The 13,387-nt window shown below is 50.7% G+C and carries 11 protein-coding genes and 2 pseudogenes; 10 read left to right on the forward strand and 3 right to left on the reverse strand.

All coding sequences use genetic code 11. The features are described 5' to 3' along the window. Positions 1-248: 248 nt before the first annotated feature. On the forward strand, positions 249-986 hold the full coding sequence (locus HMPREF3140_RS27195; RefSeq protein WP_077270450.1) for a phosphatase PAP2 family protein: 738 nt from the start codon (positions 249-251) through the stop codon (positions 984-986). A 40-nt stretch (positions 987-1,026) separates the two neighbouring features. Here the strand turns inward: HMPREF3140_RS27195 and HMPREF3140_RS27200 are convergent. Then, positions 1,027-1,188, reverse strand: a pseudogene (locus HMPREF3140_RS27200) (porphobilinogen synthase); the annotation flags it as partial. Between the two features lie 324 nt (positions 1,189-1,512). Between HMPREF3140_RS27200 and HMPREF3140_RS09530 the strand changes: the two are divergent. The 3 genes and pseudogenes from HMPREF3140_RS09530 to istB all read left to right on the forward strand — a co-directional run. Further along, a pseudogene (locus tag HMPREF3140_RS09530) lies at positions 1,513-1,890 on the forward strand (IS110 family transposase); the annotation flags it as partial. Between the two features lie 69 nt (positions 1,891-1,959). Then, positions 1,960-2,982 (forward strand): IS21-like element ISSen3 family transposase, encoded by a 1,023-nt coding sequence (istA, locus tag HMPREF3140_RS09535; RefSeq protein ID WP_000627495.1) that lies wholly within the window; start codon positions 1,960-1,962, stop codon positions 2,980-2,982. Then, positions 2,979-3,761: an IS21-like element ISSen3 family helper ATPase IstB gene (gene istB, locus HMPREF3140_RS09540; RefSeq protein WP_070552953.1), complete on the forward strand. Its 783-nt coding sequence runs from the start codon at positions 2,979-2,981 to the stop codon at positions 3,759-3,761. The genes istA and istB overlap by 4 nt, the downstream gene beginning before the upstream one ends. Before the next feature lie 669 nt (positions 3,762-4,430). Here the strand turns inward: istB and HMPREF3140_RS09545 are convergent. Both HMPREF3140_RS09545 and HMPREF3140_RS09550 read right to left on the reverse strand, forming a co-directional pair. Then, on the reverse strand, positions 4,431-5,696 hold the full coding sequence (locus HMPREF3140_RS09545) for a hypothetical protein (protein WP_004118118.1): 1,266 nt from the start codon (positions 5,694-5,696) through the stop codon (positions 4,431-4,433). 212 nt (positions 5,697-5,908) lie between these two features. After that, positions 5,909-7,165 (reverse strand): MFS transporter, encoded by a 1,257-nt coding sequence (locus tag HMPREF3140_RS09550; RefSeq protein ID WP_097404624.1) that lies wholly within the window; start codon positions 7,163-7,165, stop codon positions 5,909-5,911. Positions 7,166-7,529: 364 nt separating this feature from the next. Here HMPREF3140_RS09550 and HMPREF3140_RS09555 point away from each other — a divergent pair, with 364 nt between their 5' ends. The 6 genes from HMPREF3140_RS09555 (at position 7,530) to HMPREF3140_RS09580 (ending at position 13,146) form a co-directional block, all read left to right on the forward strand. Beyond that, positions 7,530-8,378: an iron-sulfur cluster-binding protein gene (locus tag HMPREF3140_RS09555; protein WP_016151336.1), complete on the forward strand. Its 849-nt coding sequence runs from the start codon at positions 7,530-7,532 to the stop codon at positions 8,376-8,378. Further along, a complete protein-coding gene (locus tag HMPREF3140_RS09560) occupies positions 8,371-9,312 on the forward strand; it encodes a dihydroorotate dehydrogenase (RefSeq protein WP_004118113.1) in 942 nt (313 codons plus the stop codon). Before HMPREF3140_RS09555 ends, HMPREF3140_RS09560 begins: the two co-directional genes overlap by 8 nt. 36 nt (positions 9,313-9,348) lie before the next feature. After that, complete coding sequence (locus HMPREF3140_RS09565) at positions 9,349-10,605, forward strand: Zn-dependent hydrolase (RefSeq protein ID WP_004118110.1); 1,257 nt, start codon at positions 9,349-9,351, stop codon at positions 10,603-10,605. After that, positions 10,602-11,678, forward strand: coding sequence for a dihydroorotase (gene pyrC, locus HMPREF3140_RS09570; protein WP_016151338.1), 1,077 nt, complete (start codon positions 10,602-10,604; stop codon positions 11,676-11,678). Before HMPREF3140_RS09565 ends, pyrC begins: the two co-directional genes overlap by 4 nt. 164 nt (positions 11,679-11,842) lie before the next feature. Beyond that, positions 11,843-12,739, forward strand: a complete 897-nt coding sequence (locus tag HMPREF3140_RS09575; protein ID WP_004118106.1) for a helix-turn-helix domain-containing protein — start codon at positions 11,843-11,845, stop codon at positions 12,737-12,739. Positions 12,740-12,819: 80 nt separating this feature from the next. Continuing rightward, positions 12,820-13,146, forward strand: a complete 327-nt coding sequence (locus HMPREF3140_RS09580; RefSeq protein ID WP_032435793.1) for a hypothetical protein — start codon at positions 12,820-12,822, stop codon at positions 13,144-13,146. The last annotated feature ends 241 nt before the right edge of the window (positions 13,147-13,387 follow it).

The raw sequence follows: 13,387 nt of genomic DNA on the forward strand, positions 1-13,387 counted from the left end.
TTACCCGAAATCTGATTTATTCAACAAAGCCTCGGGCAAACCGCCGCGGAAGCCAGAGTGAATAAAGTTGGGGAAACCTGGGTGCTTTCACCCGCTGCCTGGCACCCTAACCCGAATAAAATCCATGAAAACTATCCCTTCGATTTAAATGAAAAATCGACCGGTGATACGGACTCTGCAAAGCTACTTTCCACACAGAGAAAAGCGCAGTCGCAACAGGATTCCCACACTGAGGTGTTATTCACGGAATGAAAAAACGTCCAAAGATAGCTACCGGGTTAGGATTTTGCCTGCCTGTGCTGATAGCTGTGCCGGTGGTGGCCTGGCTAACCGGTTGGCACTGGCAGGCGGAATCACAATCGCCACAACTCGGTTTTTTCTACTTACTCACACAGACGGTGAGCAACCCCGTTGGGGTGTTCACTGCCGTCGTGCTGTTGGCTGCGTTACTGTGGGTACTGAAACCGGGTAAAGCGCATCGGTGGAAATGCGCATTGCTGATTATGGCACCGATTGCGTTGGGACAGGTGGCGGTTAGCGTGTTGAAACGAGTGGTACAGGAACCACGTCCCTATGTGATGTGGCTGAACCATGATCAACCGCAGGCGGTTGCGCAATTTTACAGTGAAGAACCGGCGAAGCGAGGTATGACCGTGCTGAATACGCTGCATGATAACCACGCGATCCCTAGCTGGCAGCAAGATCACTGGGCGAAGGAGAGCACCTGGTCGTTCCCGTCGGGGCATTCGATTTTTGCCGCGGCCTGGGCGCTGCTGGGCGTTGGCGTGCTGTGGCCGCGAAAACGCTTTCTTGCTGCGTTTATCCTCACCGCATGGGCTGCCGGCGTACTGGTTAGCCGCCTGTTTTTAGGTATGCATTGGCCGGTGGATTTACTGGCGTCTATTGGCCTGGCGTTTATCCTCACTCGTCCGTCGGTGGTTGCGATAAACCGCTATTTGCCGCCACCGGGCGACAACATTCTGTAAGAGGAAAAAAAGCCCTCTCCGGGCGGAGAGGGTTACAGTTTCAGAGGGTGCCGCGTTCGGCAAGATCGAGGGCGAAATAGCTGAAAATCAGATCCGCCCCTGCGCGTTTGATGGCGCCGAGGCTTTCCAGCACCACTTTGTCTTCATCAATCGCGTCTGCCTGAGCGGCAAACTTGATCATCGCGTATTCTCCGCTCACTTTGACCTGCTACCCGATGATTAACATATTATGATGCCAGCAATGTCAGCTGCTGGCACTGAGCGGACCGGCGCGAAGATCGATGTCCGCTGTGAGCGAAATATAGTCATTCGTACCCTGAGAATTACACTTTGAAGTGATTCAGGGTATGCGCTTACTGGTTACGAATATTGAGCGAGAATCATGTGATGATCGCCGCTTTTCTTTCGAGCCAGTAGGTGCTCCACGTTCGCTAACGAATACTCAGGGCATGCAGATAAACTGCTGGCTATATTTCTTTCGAAGAGCGTGGAATGCATACCAATCCCCGATAAAAAGGAGTTGGTGATGACTGTGACTAATCAATTTGCTGCGCACGTTGGTCTGGACTGGGCTGATAAAAAACACGATGTCTGTGTTCAGTTTAAAAACGGTGAACGCGTATTCGATGTGATTGAACATACAGCAGAAGCGCTTGATGCCTGGCTTACTGAGTTACACCAGAAAGTAAAAGGTAGAATCGCAATAGCTCTCGAACTGAAGAAGGGCCCCGTGGTATATGCTCTTCAAAAATACCCCTTTATCACCGTTTTCCCCGTCCACGCATTGTCCCTGGCTCGTTATCGGCAAGCCTTCTCGCCCAGCGGCGCTAAAGATGATCCGCAGGATGCCGAGCTGGCATTAGAGTTAATGCTGCGTTACCCCCAGATGTTACCAACGGTGCAAAACTGATCCACCCCAGCGGTTGAAAATTGATCCAGGGGTTAATCTGCTCCTCTGAATACAGGGGAGCTTATGATCACTTTTGAGATTCGTATGGAAATTAAAGTCCTGCACAAGCGGGGAATGAGTATCCGGGCCATTGCCAGGGAGCTGGGTATTTCGCGCAATACTGTCCGCAGCCACCTGAAAGCCAAATCTGAAAAGCCGCAGTATTCACCACGCCCGGCACCATCATCACTGCTCGATGAATACCGTGATTACATCTCTAAGCGGATCAGCGATGCGCATCCCTACAAAATCCCGGCGACCGTTATTGCCAGGGAAATCATGGAGCTGGGCTATCGTGGAGGGCTTACTATCCTGAGAGAGTTCATCCGTAAACAGACCCTGCCAGCACAGGCAGAACCGGTCGTTCGCTTCGAAACCGAGCCCGGACGGCAGATGCAGGTTGACTGGGGGACCATGCGAAACGGCAAGTCACCCCTGCATGTGTTCGTCGCTGTTCTGGGATACAGCAGAATGCTTTACATCGAGTTCACCGACAACATGCGCTACGACACGCTGGAAGCCTGTCACCGCAATGCGTTCAGCTTCTTCGGCGGTGTACCGCAGGAAGTCCTGTACGACAATATGAAAACGGTGGTGCTGCAGCGTGATGCTTACCAGACCGGGCAGCACCGGTTCCATCCTTCCCTGTGGCAGTTCGGCAAAGAGATGGGCTTTTCTCCCCGCCTGTGCCGTCCCTTCAGGGCGCAGACTAAAGGCAAGGTGGAGAGGATGGTGCAGTACGCCCGCAACAGCTTCTATATCCCGTTAATGACACGCCTGCGTCCGATGGGGATCACCGTCGATGTTGAAACCGCAAACCGTTACGGCCTGCGCTGGCTGTACGATGTGGCCAATCAACGTAAGCATGAAACTATCCAGACCCGCCCCTGCGATCGCTGGGTGGAGGAACAGCAATCCATGCTGGCACTGCCACCGGAGAAAAAACAGTATGACGTGCAGGTTGATGAAAGCCTGATGACCTTCGACAGGCAGCCGTTGCATCATCCGCTCTCCATCTATGACACGTTCTGCAGAGGAGCCGCATGATGGTCGAACTGCAACATCAACGGCTGATGGTGCTTGCCGAACAGCTCCAGCTGGACAGTCTTATCGGCGCAGCGCCGGCGCTGTCGCAACAGGCGGTGGATCAGGAATGGAGCTACATGGACTTCCTGGAGCACCTGTTACATGAGGAGAAACTGGCCCGGCATCAGCGTAAACAGGCGATGTACACGCGGATGGCAGCCTACCCGGCGGTAAAGACGTTCGAGGAGTACGACTTCACCTTCGCCACCGGCGCTCCTCAGAAGCAAATCCAGTCGCTGCGATCCCTGAGCTTCATAGAGCGTAACGAAAACATCGTGTTGCTGGGGCCATCGGGCGTGGGAAAAACGCATCTGGCGATAGCCATGGGCTACGAAGCAGTACGGGCGGGCATCAAGGTTCGCTTCACAACAGCAGCGGACCTGCTGCTACAGCTGTCCACTTCACAGCGTCAGGGCCGTTACAAAACGACTCTCAATCGTGGTGTCATGGCCCCGAAGCTGCTTATCATCGATGAAATAGGTTATCTGCCGTTCAGTCAGGAGGAAGCCAAGCTGTTCTTCCAGGTCATCGCCAAACGTTACGAGAAGAGCGCGATGATCCTGACCTCCAACCTGCCGTTCGGGCAGTGGGATCAGACGTTCGCCTGTGATGCAGCGCTGACATCGGCGATGCTGGACCGGATCTTACATCACTCACACGTCGTGCAAATAAAAGGGGAAAGCTATCGACTGAAGCAGAAACGAAAGGCCGGGGTTATCGCTGAAGCTAATCCTGAGTAAACAAGGTGGATCAATATTAAACCGTTGGTGGTGGCGGTAAGTGGATCACTTTTTACCCGTTGTTGACACCTTTTCAGGGCTGCGTTGGTCTGACATGCCTGAAGCGCCTTTATGAAGGGGTTACCGTTCGCCGGTAGCCCCTTTTTCCTTTAAAGCGATGCAATGACTGGCTGCAAGAAAACCGTCCGATTTCTTTTGCTTGTCCATAATCCTCCTGTTTGTTCTCTCATTCATCTTACCTTGGTTGTTTTTTCTTCTGATGCTGCACTTATTACCCTTAATGAACGCAGACTGATTTTAGCAACGTCCGCTTCTGACAGGGGGCGGGTGGGGCGTGGCGTTGGGGCTGCTTTGAGCGAAGAGCGGAAGCTAGCTTTATGGGTAATCTATTCCACATGTCATAGGGTCCCTAAAAGAGAACGTTTCTTTTTCCAGGGATATTTACAGAAAGCAGACTAAAGTGTAATTGCCGCCAGAAGGCGGCAAAAGATATGGTAAATATGGCAAGTGTATAAATATACTGTATCAGTACATCCGAATGGCTCTGTCAGATTTTAATGGCATACGTACTCCAAAATACAATATTGGAATTTGAGTGTATAAAAGTTCCAGAAGCTTATTGGTGTTTGATGTGCTTAAAAACGCAACGTATGCTACAGTTATTATTAATCAAAAATCATATGCTAATTGCACTCTATTTTGAATAAACTCGCGCTCATATAATGGCGATGTCTGGATGCCGAAGTAATCTGAAATACTCAGCCCCTTCAACTCATTGCCAAAGTTATAACGTGCAAATAGCAGATATTCAGACTGGTTGATGCTTTTGGCATCTTTCGCGGGTTTGACATCCAGAAAGGAATAACGAGATCCTAGCGTCCATTTATCAGAATAAGACCATGTAAGTTGCGTCGAAAAAGCATTTCCGGCACCGGTCATCGGGGTGCTGGTGAAATAGGGTTTTGCAAAATAAGGGTCGGAAGAGGTTTTGTAGGCATAAGGCGTAACCAACGCGCCATTCTTGTAAGCGTCGGCTTCGGGAAATATTTTATCGTAGCCCACCTGCCAACTGAGAGTGTTCAGCGGGTAAACGACCAGTTGCATCCCGAGCGTGCGGTTCTCAATTTTTCCTAGCACACTGTCACCGGTATTTTTGCCATAAAATCCCTGTATCCCCAGATCTGGTTTCCACAGAATATCAGGGGCTACGTAATGCACTTCAGCCCAGACAATATTGGTAATATCGGCGTATTTCTCACCCCATAGCTGAGAAGTGAAGTAGCGTTGACCAAGATCGCGTTTTTTCGCGAGCCCCAGCGCGATCAGGCCATCAGTTTTTCCGCTGAAGGTATTGTCCTGAGCCAGACGTGATGTGCGGGTGAATGTTGAATCAGCATAACTTTTATAACTGAAAACCCGTGTCACGCGGATAAAATCAGTGTCATTACCATACTTCACGTCAACTGCACGATAAAGGTAAGGTAGTACCCGGGCATTGGAATAGTCGCCGAGGAAAGGCAAGTTAAGATGCTGGTTACCGGCGGTGATCGACAACAGTCCCTGGCGCCATTTGAGGTAAGCTTCATCAACGCCCCCACTGTCATGGGCCAGTTCAGCGACCGAGTCCGAGCCTGCCAGCAGGTTGGTTTGTCCTTCTACTCCCACGGCAGCCTGAAAACCATAAAAAGGTGCTGTGGTATACGTGATATATCCGCCAAGAGTGGTGGAGTCCTGATTGAGTCCACGTGCGAAATAGGCGTTGTGGGTTGAGTAAGAAAACAGTCGGGCGCTGCCGTGAATACTGCCACAACCAATAGCCTGAATCAGGCTCTGGCTATTAGTTGTTGAGCACGCATTACTGTCAACAGGATCCGCAACCGCTCCCTGCATATATATAGAAAAAAATACAGCTGCCGATATCATTTTATAGCGCATTTATCACTCCTGATGATGTTTTTTAAATTGAGTCATATCCTGAGAAAACCATACAGTTAATTAATTGCAAAACCATGCCGCCATAAGGATGGCTAAGCGCAGATGTTTTTCTGTTAATAACTATTTCGTGAGTGGAATACTGTGGCCCCGTAATTCCATGATATAAATCATACGGGGCGTTATCGTTATTCAGAAATATAAAGGTTTATTAATTAATCCAGTTCCTTACCTTTCAACTCAGGGATAAGGAATATCGTGGCAATAATATCGATAACATAAATCGATGCCAGAAGGGCAATCGCCAGATGGAAAGAGTACATTGCGGCAATCGCACCGATCAGCACCGGGCCAAATCCACCAACACCTCGGCCAATATTAAATAATACGTTTTGGGCGGTTGCACGGGCAGCGGTAGGATATGCTTCAGAAATCAACGCCCCATATCCGCCAAGCATGCCGTTAACAAACATCCCCAGAAGAGCGCCGGCCCATAACATAGTTAAAGGATCGGTAAGCTGTGCATAAAACACAATAGATACCGCAGCACCGGCCTGGAAAAGAATAAAAGCAGGTTTTCTTCCGATACGGTCGGCAAGCTGGCCAAAAACCCAAATCCCCGCCATCATCCCGAGTATAGTGACCGTGGTCCACATTGCCGATTTTGTCAGACCAAAACCCAGCTGTTTGGCGAGATAGGCTGGCATCCAGATCATTATCCCGTAATAGCCCAGGTTCTGGACTGAGGTCAGGATCGCAATCCCTGCGCTAATTTTGGTCGTTGCCTTGTCTTTTACCAGTAAACGGAACGACTCAAGCATGGAGGTTTTTTCTAAAGCGCTCTGGTTAACAAAAACATCAGGCTCATGCAGACGGTGGCGGATAAACCAGGCAATCAATGCCGGAATTACACCCACAATGAACATGCCGCGCCAACCGATAAACGGCAGGAGCATCGGCGTAAGCACGGCGGCAAGCAGGACGCCGGCCTGCCAGCCTAACGCAACATATGACGAAACGCGTGAGCGGTGACGTGCTGGCCATGCTTCGGCAGCCAGCGCCATCCCGATGCCGAACTCGCCACCAAGGCCGATCCCTGCAATGGTGCGGTAAATCAGTAGGTCCCAGTAACCGGTGGCAAAAGCGCATAATCCGGTAAAGGTAGCAAATAGCACAATTGTCCAGGTCAGAACGCGGACGCGGCCATAGCGATCGCTCAGAGCGCCAAAAATAATGCCTCCCGCAACAGCGCCAATCAGCGTCCATGTTACCAGGGAACCTGATTGTGTAGGGGTCAGGTTAAGATCTGCTGAAATAGCATGCAGCATGAACCCCAGGATCAGCAGGTCAAAACCATCCATTGCATAACCGATCGCCGAGCCAAGCAGCGCTTTCCAGCTGTAACCGGTAATTTCCTCTGAGGAAGCCGTTCCGCATCCCTCCGACGAACGAACATTATTCATTGAATCCACTATTACGCTCCTTAAGACCATTTTGGTGCACACAAAATTAGGAATTGCTTCATCATGGTGCACTTGCGGTTAATTATGATATAAATATCGTTTTTGATACTGGTGTGTAGCAATTTTAATGCCAATAATGAGATGAAATAAAGGGAGGATGCCTGGTCTCGAAGAGATTTAAGAATTTTGTTTTTAAGTAACGGTATGAATTTATTCGTTATTTTATATTCGGATGACTGCCGAAAAGAACCGATTTCAGATCCTGATGCCGTCATTGAGGACGTATAAAAAAATACACTTGTATCTATTTTGATACTTGTGTCATATATAATACTCACAATCGTTCTATTCACCACGTAGATGGGTATTCATAATGGGTGACACAAGCTGTTTCAATCGTCATGCCCGCCAGGTAGCGTCACATCGCTGCCTGGTGTCAGAGCATCGCTGGGTTAACAAACGCTATAAATATTTGCGCCTCTCCGCAGCAGTGGATCTCCATAGCGCGACCCTGCCTGGGCAGTTTTATATGCTTAAATGCCCCAATGTGAAGTCGTTACATCCTTTCCTGCTCAGGCCCATGAGCGTTTACGGTACCGGGCCTGCGCCTGGAACCATCGAGTTTTTGTACAATGTCGCAGGGGCGGGGACACAAGGGCTGGCTGAGTTGCCTGAAGGTAGTGAGATGGATATTGTCGGGCCGCTCGGTAATACCTTCACTCTAAAGCCTGAATTCCGTCGGGTTATGGTGGTTGCACGTGGTGTGGGCCTTGCCACTATGGCTCCTTTGCTGCAGCAAGCTGCTCGTGCCGGTATCGTTCTCACCATTGTTATGTCGGCACGAACGCCGGAAGACCTGATGCGTAATGCGTTCCTGCGCGGCATCGATGCTGATGTTCATTGCCTTTATGACAGCGATGGCACCTCGGCAATGAGTGCGCTGGATAAGTTACTGCATGATATTCTTGGCAAGCATCACCACGACATGATTTATACCTGCGGCTCACACCGTATACTTCGCCTGCTTCAGTCCATCCTGGAGGTGTTCCCTGATACTGGAGGCGAGGTCGCGCTTGAACAACGCATGGCGTGTGGAATGGGCGTTTGTCTCTCTTGCGTGAGGCCGATCCAGCAGAACGGACGGATTGAATTTCTGCGTGTCTGCCGTGAAGGCCCCGTCTTTCCTATTCGTTCTGTTGTCGGGGAGGTGGAGTTTGCCTGAACTTAATGTGAGCCTCGGCGCACTGGCGCTCAAAAATCCTGTGATGCCTGCTTCCGGCTGTTTTGCTATTGAGTACAGTGAAGCGCTCGATTTTAACCAACTGGGTGCAATGGTGTTGAAGAGCGTTTCCCCGATATCACGCCCGGGTAACCCTGTACCTCGTGTCTGTGAGACTCGGGGTGGCATGATGAATGCGATCGGCATTCCCAGTCAGGGGCTTGAATATCACCGGTCGCAGATCATTCCTGCCTATTCGGCCTTTTCCACACCGCTGATCGTGTCTATTTCCGCCGACACCTCAGAATCATTTGCCAGCGCAGTCGCTGAGATGGCGCTACCTTCGGTTGCGGCAATTGAAGTGAACATCTCCTGCCCCAACCTCGAAGCAGACGGAATGGCCTTTGCCATGTCTCCAGACACAACCTTTGACGTCATCAGCACTATCCGACGGAAAAGTGATTTTCCGCTTTGGGCCAAACTCACCCCGAACGCCGGTAACGTGGTTGACATCGCGCTGGCCGCAGAAGCTGCAGGAGCCGACGCGGTGGTGATGGGGAATACGATGTTAGCTATGGCAATTGATATCCACACTCGCAGACCCCGTCTTGGGAATGTGATGGGGGGATTATCGGGGCCGGCGATAAAGCCTGTCGCACTGCGCATGGTTCATCAGTGTTATCGCGCTTTGAAGATCCCGGTCATTGGCTGCGGGGGGATCGCCTGCGCCGACGATGCGATTGAATTCATGTTGGCTGGCGCCACGGCAGTCCAGGTGGGAACTGCATCTTTTATCGATCCGGGGATAATGCAGAAAATCATTCATGGCATTGAGGATTATTGCACCGAACACCGCATCAGCCGCGTCCGCGACATCATCGGTCAGGTCAATATTGATGAACAACTCGCCTCCCGCTGGTATGAATTTGCGCAGTGAGCCTCCAGGGCGTCAATGAAAGGTTAATGAGCTGAAATGTTTATTTCTGATTACCGACAGTTAGCAACGAATTTATTCTCAGATATTTACCAGCTGAGCTTCGATGGTGTGGGCGTCACTCGGCAAAGTTACGGGCCAGGCGAGACGGCCGTAGCAGATTATCTTAGCCGGTTCGCCAGAGAAGAAGGGCTGAGCGTCCACATCGATCGTGCCGCTAATCTGATTTTCAGTCAGAAGGGCGTCAATGAGGATACTCCTGCAGTCTGGATCGGCTCTCACATCGATTCTGTCCCTCAGGGGGGAAATTTCGATGGTCTTGCGGGCGTTATTGCTGGACTGCTGATTCTGGTTGCCAGCCAGCGAGAGAACCGCCGGCTGCCTGTGCCGGTTAAAGTGGCGGCCTTTCGAGGGGAAGAAAGTGCCTGGTATGGTCGGGCTTATATGGGATCCAGTGCGATATTTGGCCGCTTAACGGCGGAAGATCTACAACGTCAGCAGCGAATCAGTGGTGAGACGCTTGGCAACAGCCTTGGAAAGCTGGGCGCTGATATCGAGGCTATCTGCGCCCAGCAACCGTTGGTTGAGACAAAAAATATTCTCGCCTGGCTTGAGTTACATATCGAGCAGGGGCCGGTACTGGTTGAAAAATCGCTGCCGCTTGCCGTGGTCAACGGGATTCGGGGGAATGTCCGCTTTAACACTATTCACTGTTTTGGGGATGCCCAGCATTCAGGCACCGTTCCTCGCGATCTTCGCCACGATGCGGTCTGCGGCGTCTCCGACTTAATTATGCGTCTGGATGCACGCTGGCAGTCACGGTTATCTGCGGGGGACGACCTTGTTGTCACGTCCGGGATCTTTCAGACCGATGTGCAAGAACATGCGGTGACCCGAATTTCAGGGCATGTCAGTTTCAGCCTCGAGGCGCGAAGTCTTAATTCCTACACCCTGACTGCGTTTGCTGAGGAGATTATGGCTACGGCACATCAAGTGAGTGAGGCGCGAGGCGTGACATTCAGGTTTGACAGCCCGGTACTCACGGAGCCCGCTACGTTAGACCATTCCGTGTTTGCCGCCCTCAAACATAGCTGTGAGGCGCTGGCAGTCAATCACCTGGAATTAGCCAGCGGCGCGGGCCATGACTCCGCAATTTTTGCTCGCCAGGGGATCCCGAGCGGCATGGTGTTTGTCCGGAATCAGAACGGGTCGCACAATCCGCATGAGGCAATGGAAATGGACGATTTTCTGCTGGGTGTCGGAGTCATTCAGCAGACGCTTGAGGAGTGGAAATGAACAAAACTCCTGTATCAGCAGAGAAAAACGGATTATTGACGTTGCGACGGCCTGACGATTTTCACCTCCATCTACGTGACGGTGAAATACTAAAGGCTGTTCTGCCCTTTACTACAAAGCAGTTTGCCCGTGCGGTGGTTATGCCTAACCTGAATCCGCCTGTCACAACAGTGGCTGCAATGGAAGCCTATCGCGAAATCATCCTTGCCGCGGTGCCGCAAGGCCATGATTTTACGCCTTTGATGACGCTATATCTCTGCGATGACACTCTGCCGGAAGTCATACGTGTCGGGCATCAGAAGGGCATTCTGACCGCCGTGAAATGGTATCCCGCAGGGGCGACGACCCATGCAGAATACGGTGTCACGTCTGTTAGTAGAATACGCGGCTGTCTCGATATACTTCAGGCGTTGGGGATCCCACTTCTCATCCACGGTGAGAGCACTCGCCCGGACGTGGACATTTTTGACCGGGAACGCGTTTTTATTGAAGATACGGTGATGGAACTACGGTGCAATTATCCACAGTTAAAAATAGTGCTTGAGCATATTACCACCCAGGATGCTGTTCGCTACATACAAGAGCAAGAGGATGGCCTGACTGCGGCAACTATCACGCCTCAGCACCTGCTTTTCAACCGCAATGTGCTGTTTAACGGGGGGATTCGGCCCCACTATTACTGTCTGCCGGTCTTGAAAAGAGAGTATCACCGTCAGTCGTTGTTGAAGGCCGCAACCTCTGGTGACCGTCGTTTTTTTGCCGGCACGGATTCCGCCCCTCATCCTCGTACGGCCAAACTAGCCGCTTGTGGTTGTGCCGGTATTTTCAATGCTCCATCAGCACTCGAATGTTATGCCACGGCGTTTGAAGCGGCGGGTGCACTGCCACATCTGCAAGCCTTCGTCAGTGAATATGGGGCAAGGTTTTACGGACTGCCGTTAAACACGGGGACGGTCACCTTAGCGCGACAACCGTTGATTCTGCCTGAACCGCTGGTAGTGACTGAGCATGTTCAGATAGACCCATTTCCCGGCGAGGTCTCCTTAAACTGGCGTCTGGTCGGCAACGAATAAACGCCACTCTGCGGGGAAGATGCTCCTGCAGGCAGTGACGTTAGAGGACGGTTATTTTTGCTGATTCTGACCAGTCAGTGGACCCTTTTATCGAGCAGGGAGTTGTTATTCCTGAAAGGGTCTGTATTCTCTATTTTGATACTACTGACATGAATTAAAACAAAATGGCTGATAACTGGAATTCATCGATTGATTATGTTGCGATAGGCGAGCGTCTCAAAGCATACCGGATTGGCGCATCGCTCCAGGCTGAAGACGTTGCGGAACAGTTGGGTGTTTCCCGGGCGGTGATCTACCGTATTGAACGGGGGGATATTGTCAAAATTGAGACGCTGGATCGACTGGCTCAGGTTCTGGAAACGTCTTTGGCATCACTGTTGGGGGTGGAATCGGAATACTACCCCACGGCGCTGGGGTTGTTTGAAAGAATGCGCCAGTTGGAAAGCGTGAGCGACAGAATTTTAGCCCACTTCGAACCTGTTTCATTGCTGCTGACGTCGGACAGTTATCTCGACGTCCTCAGGAAAATGTTAAAAGAGAGCAAAACCAGTAAAAGTCATGGTGAGGCTGACGAAAAGAATATTGATGCGATCATTAGTATTCTGATTGAACGCCGTACTTACTTTGAGCAACGTAAACCCCACATCATCAGCTTAGTTGGGTTACGTGAACTGGAGCGATTTATTCACACAGGTATGGTAGGGCGACTTGATTTACCAGAAGATATCTATTCACAACGGGTAAAAGCGGCACGCCATGAAGTGATAAAGCTGGCCGATCTGATGGAAAGTGAGCCACTGGATATCCAGATTGGCATCATTGATGAGGCCATGCCGTCTTCATCGTTTCAGGTATTGTCAGGCCCCTCGCACAGCGTGATGGTAACAAGTCCCTTCAGATTGGGGGAAATGCCAAATGTTTACAATGGCATAGGTACTGTAACCTATGCGCCAGAAGCGGTAAAAAAACATGAAGATCTGATGATCAGATTATGGAGAAAAGCCCATAAGGGACGAGAGGGGGCCGATCTATTGAGAAAACTGTTAAAGGATATCTGCTAAGACATGTGCTCTGAATCTATTTCAGAAAACGTTGTAAACAGGTATGTAGAAATGATTGAAATTGAGGTACTGGAGGCACTATGACGTTTGATGAGATCAAAGAACGATTTGCTGGAGCAGGTACGGGAACTGATGCTTTCCGCGGGCTGTACAACGAGACCTTCGAGTTAATGAACGCAGATAAGGAAAATGCCGCGGTTTATTTCTTAATCGGCGTGGCAGCACGGTCATACGTTCTCAGATATGACGACCAGGCCGTCGACCCCGATTTTGCGGAACAATCTAAACAAACGATGAGCGCTTTAGTCGACAAAATTGCCTTTGCACTTCATCAACCAGCGGAAGACAAAATAAAAATCGCCAGTGAAGTCGCGTCTGAGTATCACTGGAAAGTCACCAGTTTCTGAATCAATTGATGACATGTGGTCGAATAAGCCGACCTTACGGATAGCGGAAGAACGGTTTATTGCCAGGCATTAATCCTGCAAGAAAGACCTTCTCTTCAGGGCTACTTCAACTCCACGAATCTCCGACTGATCACGTAGACGACCAATCACTGAGGAACTAGGATTGGTCTTTTTCTTCACGAGCATTTGTGGGCCGTGACCGGTACGCGTGACCTGCCCCCAGGATTAGATACAACCGTCA

The sequence above is a fragment of the Klebsiella sp. HMSC16A12 genome (assembly GCF_001808265.1).
Classification (GTDB): Bacteria; Pseudomonadota; Gammaproteobacteria; order Enterobacterales; family Enterobacteriaceae; genus Klebsiella; species Klebsiella pneumoniae.

Excerpts from the sequence above, each read along its gene's own strand:
- istB (WP_070552953.1), top strand. The coding sequence starts at position 2,979 with ATGATGGTCGAACTGCAACATCAACGGCTGATGGTGCTTGCCGAACAG.
- HMPREF3140_RS09565 (WP_004118110.1), top strand. The coding sequence starts at position 9,349 with ATGTTTATTTCTGATTACCGACAGTTAGCAACGAATTTATTCTCAGAT.
- HMPREF3140_RS09575 (WP_004118106.1), top strand. The coding sequence starts at position 11,843 with ATGGCTGATAACTGGAATTCATCGATTGATTATGTTGCGATAGGCGAG.
- HMPREF3140_RS27195 (WP_077270450.1), top strand. The coding sequence starts at position 249 with ATGAAAAAACGTCCAAAGATAGCTACCGGGTTAGGATTTTGCCTGCCT.
- istA (WP_000627495.1), top strand. The coding sequence starts at position 1,960 with ATGATCACTTTTGAGATTCGTATGGAAATTAAAGTCCTGCACAAGCGG.
- HMPREF3140_RS09555 (WP_016151336.1), top strand. The coding sequence starts at position 7,530 with ATGGGTGACACAAGCTGTTTCAATCGTCATGCCCGCCAGGTAGCGTCA.
- pyrC (WP_016151338.1), top strand. The coding sequence starts at position 10,602 with ATGAACAAAACTCCTGTATCAGCAGAGAAAAACGGATTATTGACGTTG.
- HMPREF3140_RS09580 (WP_032435793.1), top strand. The coding sequence starts at position 12,820 with ATGACGTTTGATGAGATCAAAGAACGATTTGCTGGAGCAGGTACGGGA.
- HMPREF3140_RS09545 (WP_004118118.1), bottom strand. The coding sequence starts at position 5,696 with ATGCGCTATAAAATGATATCGGCAGCTGTATTTTTTTCTATATATATG.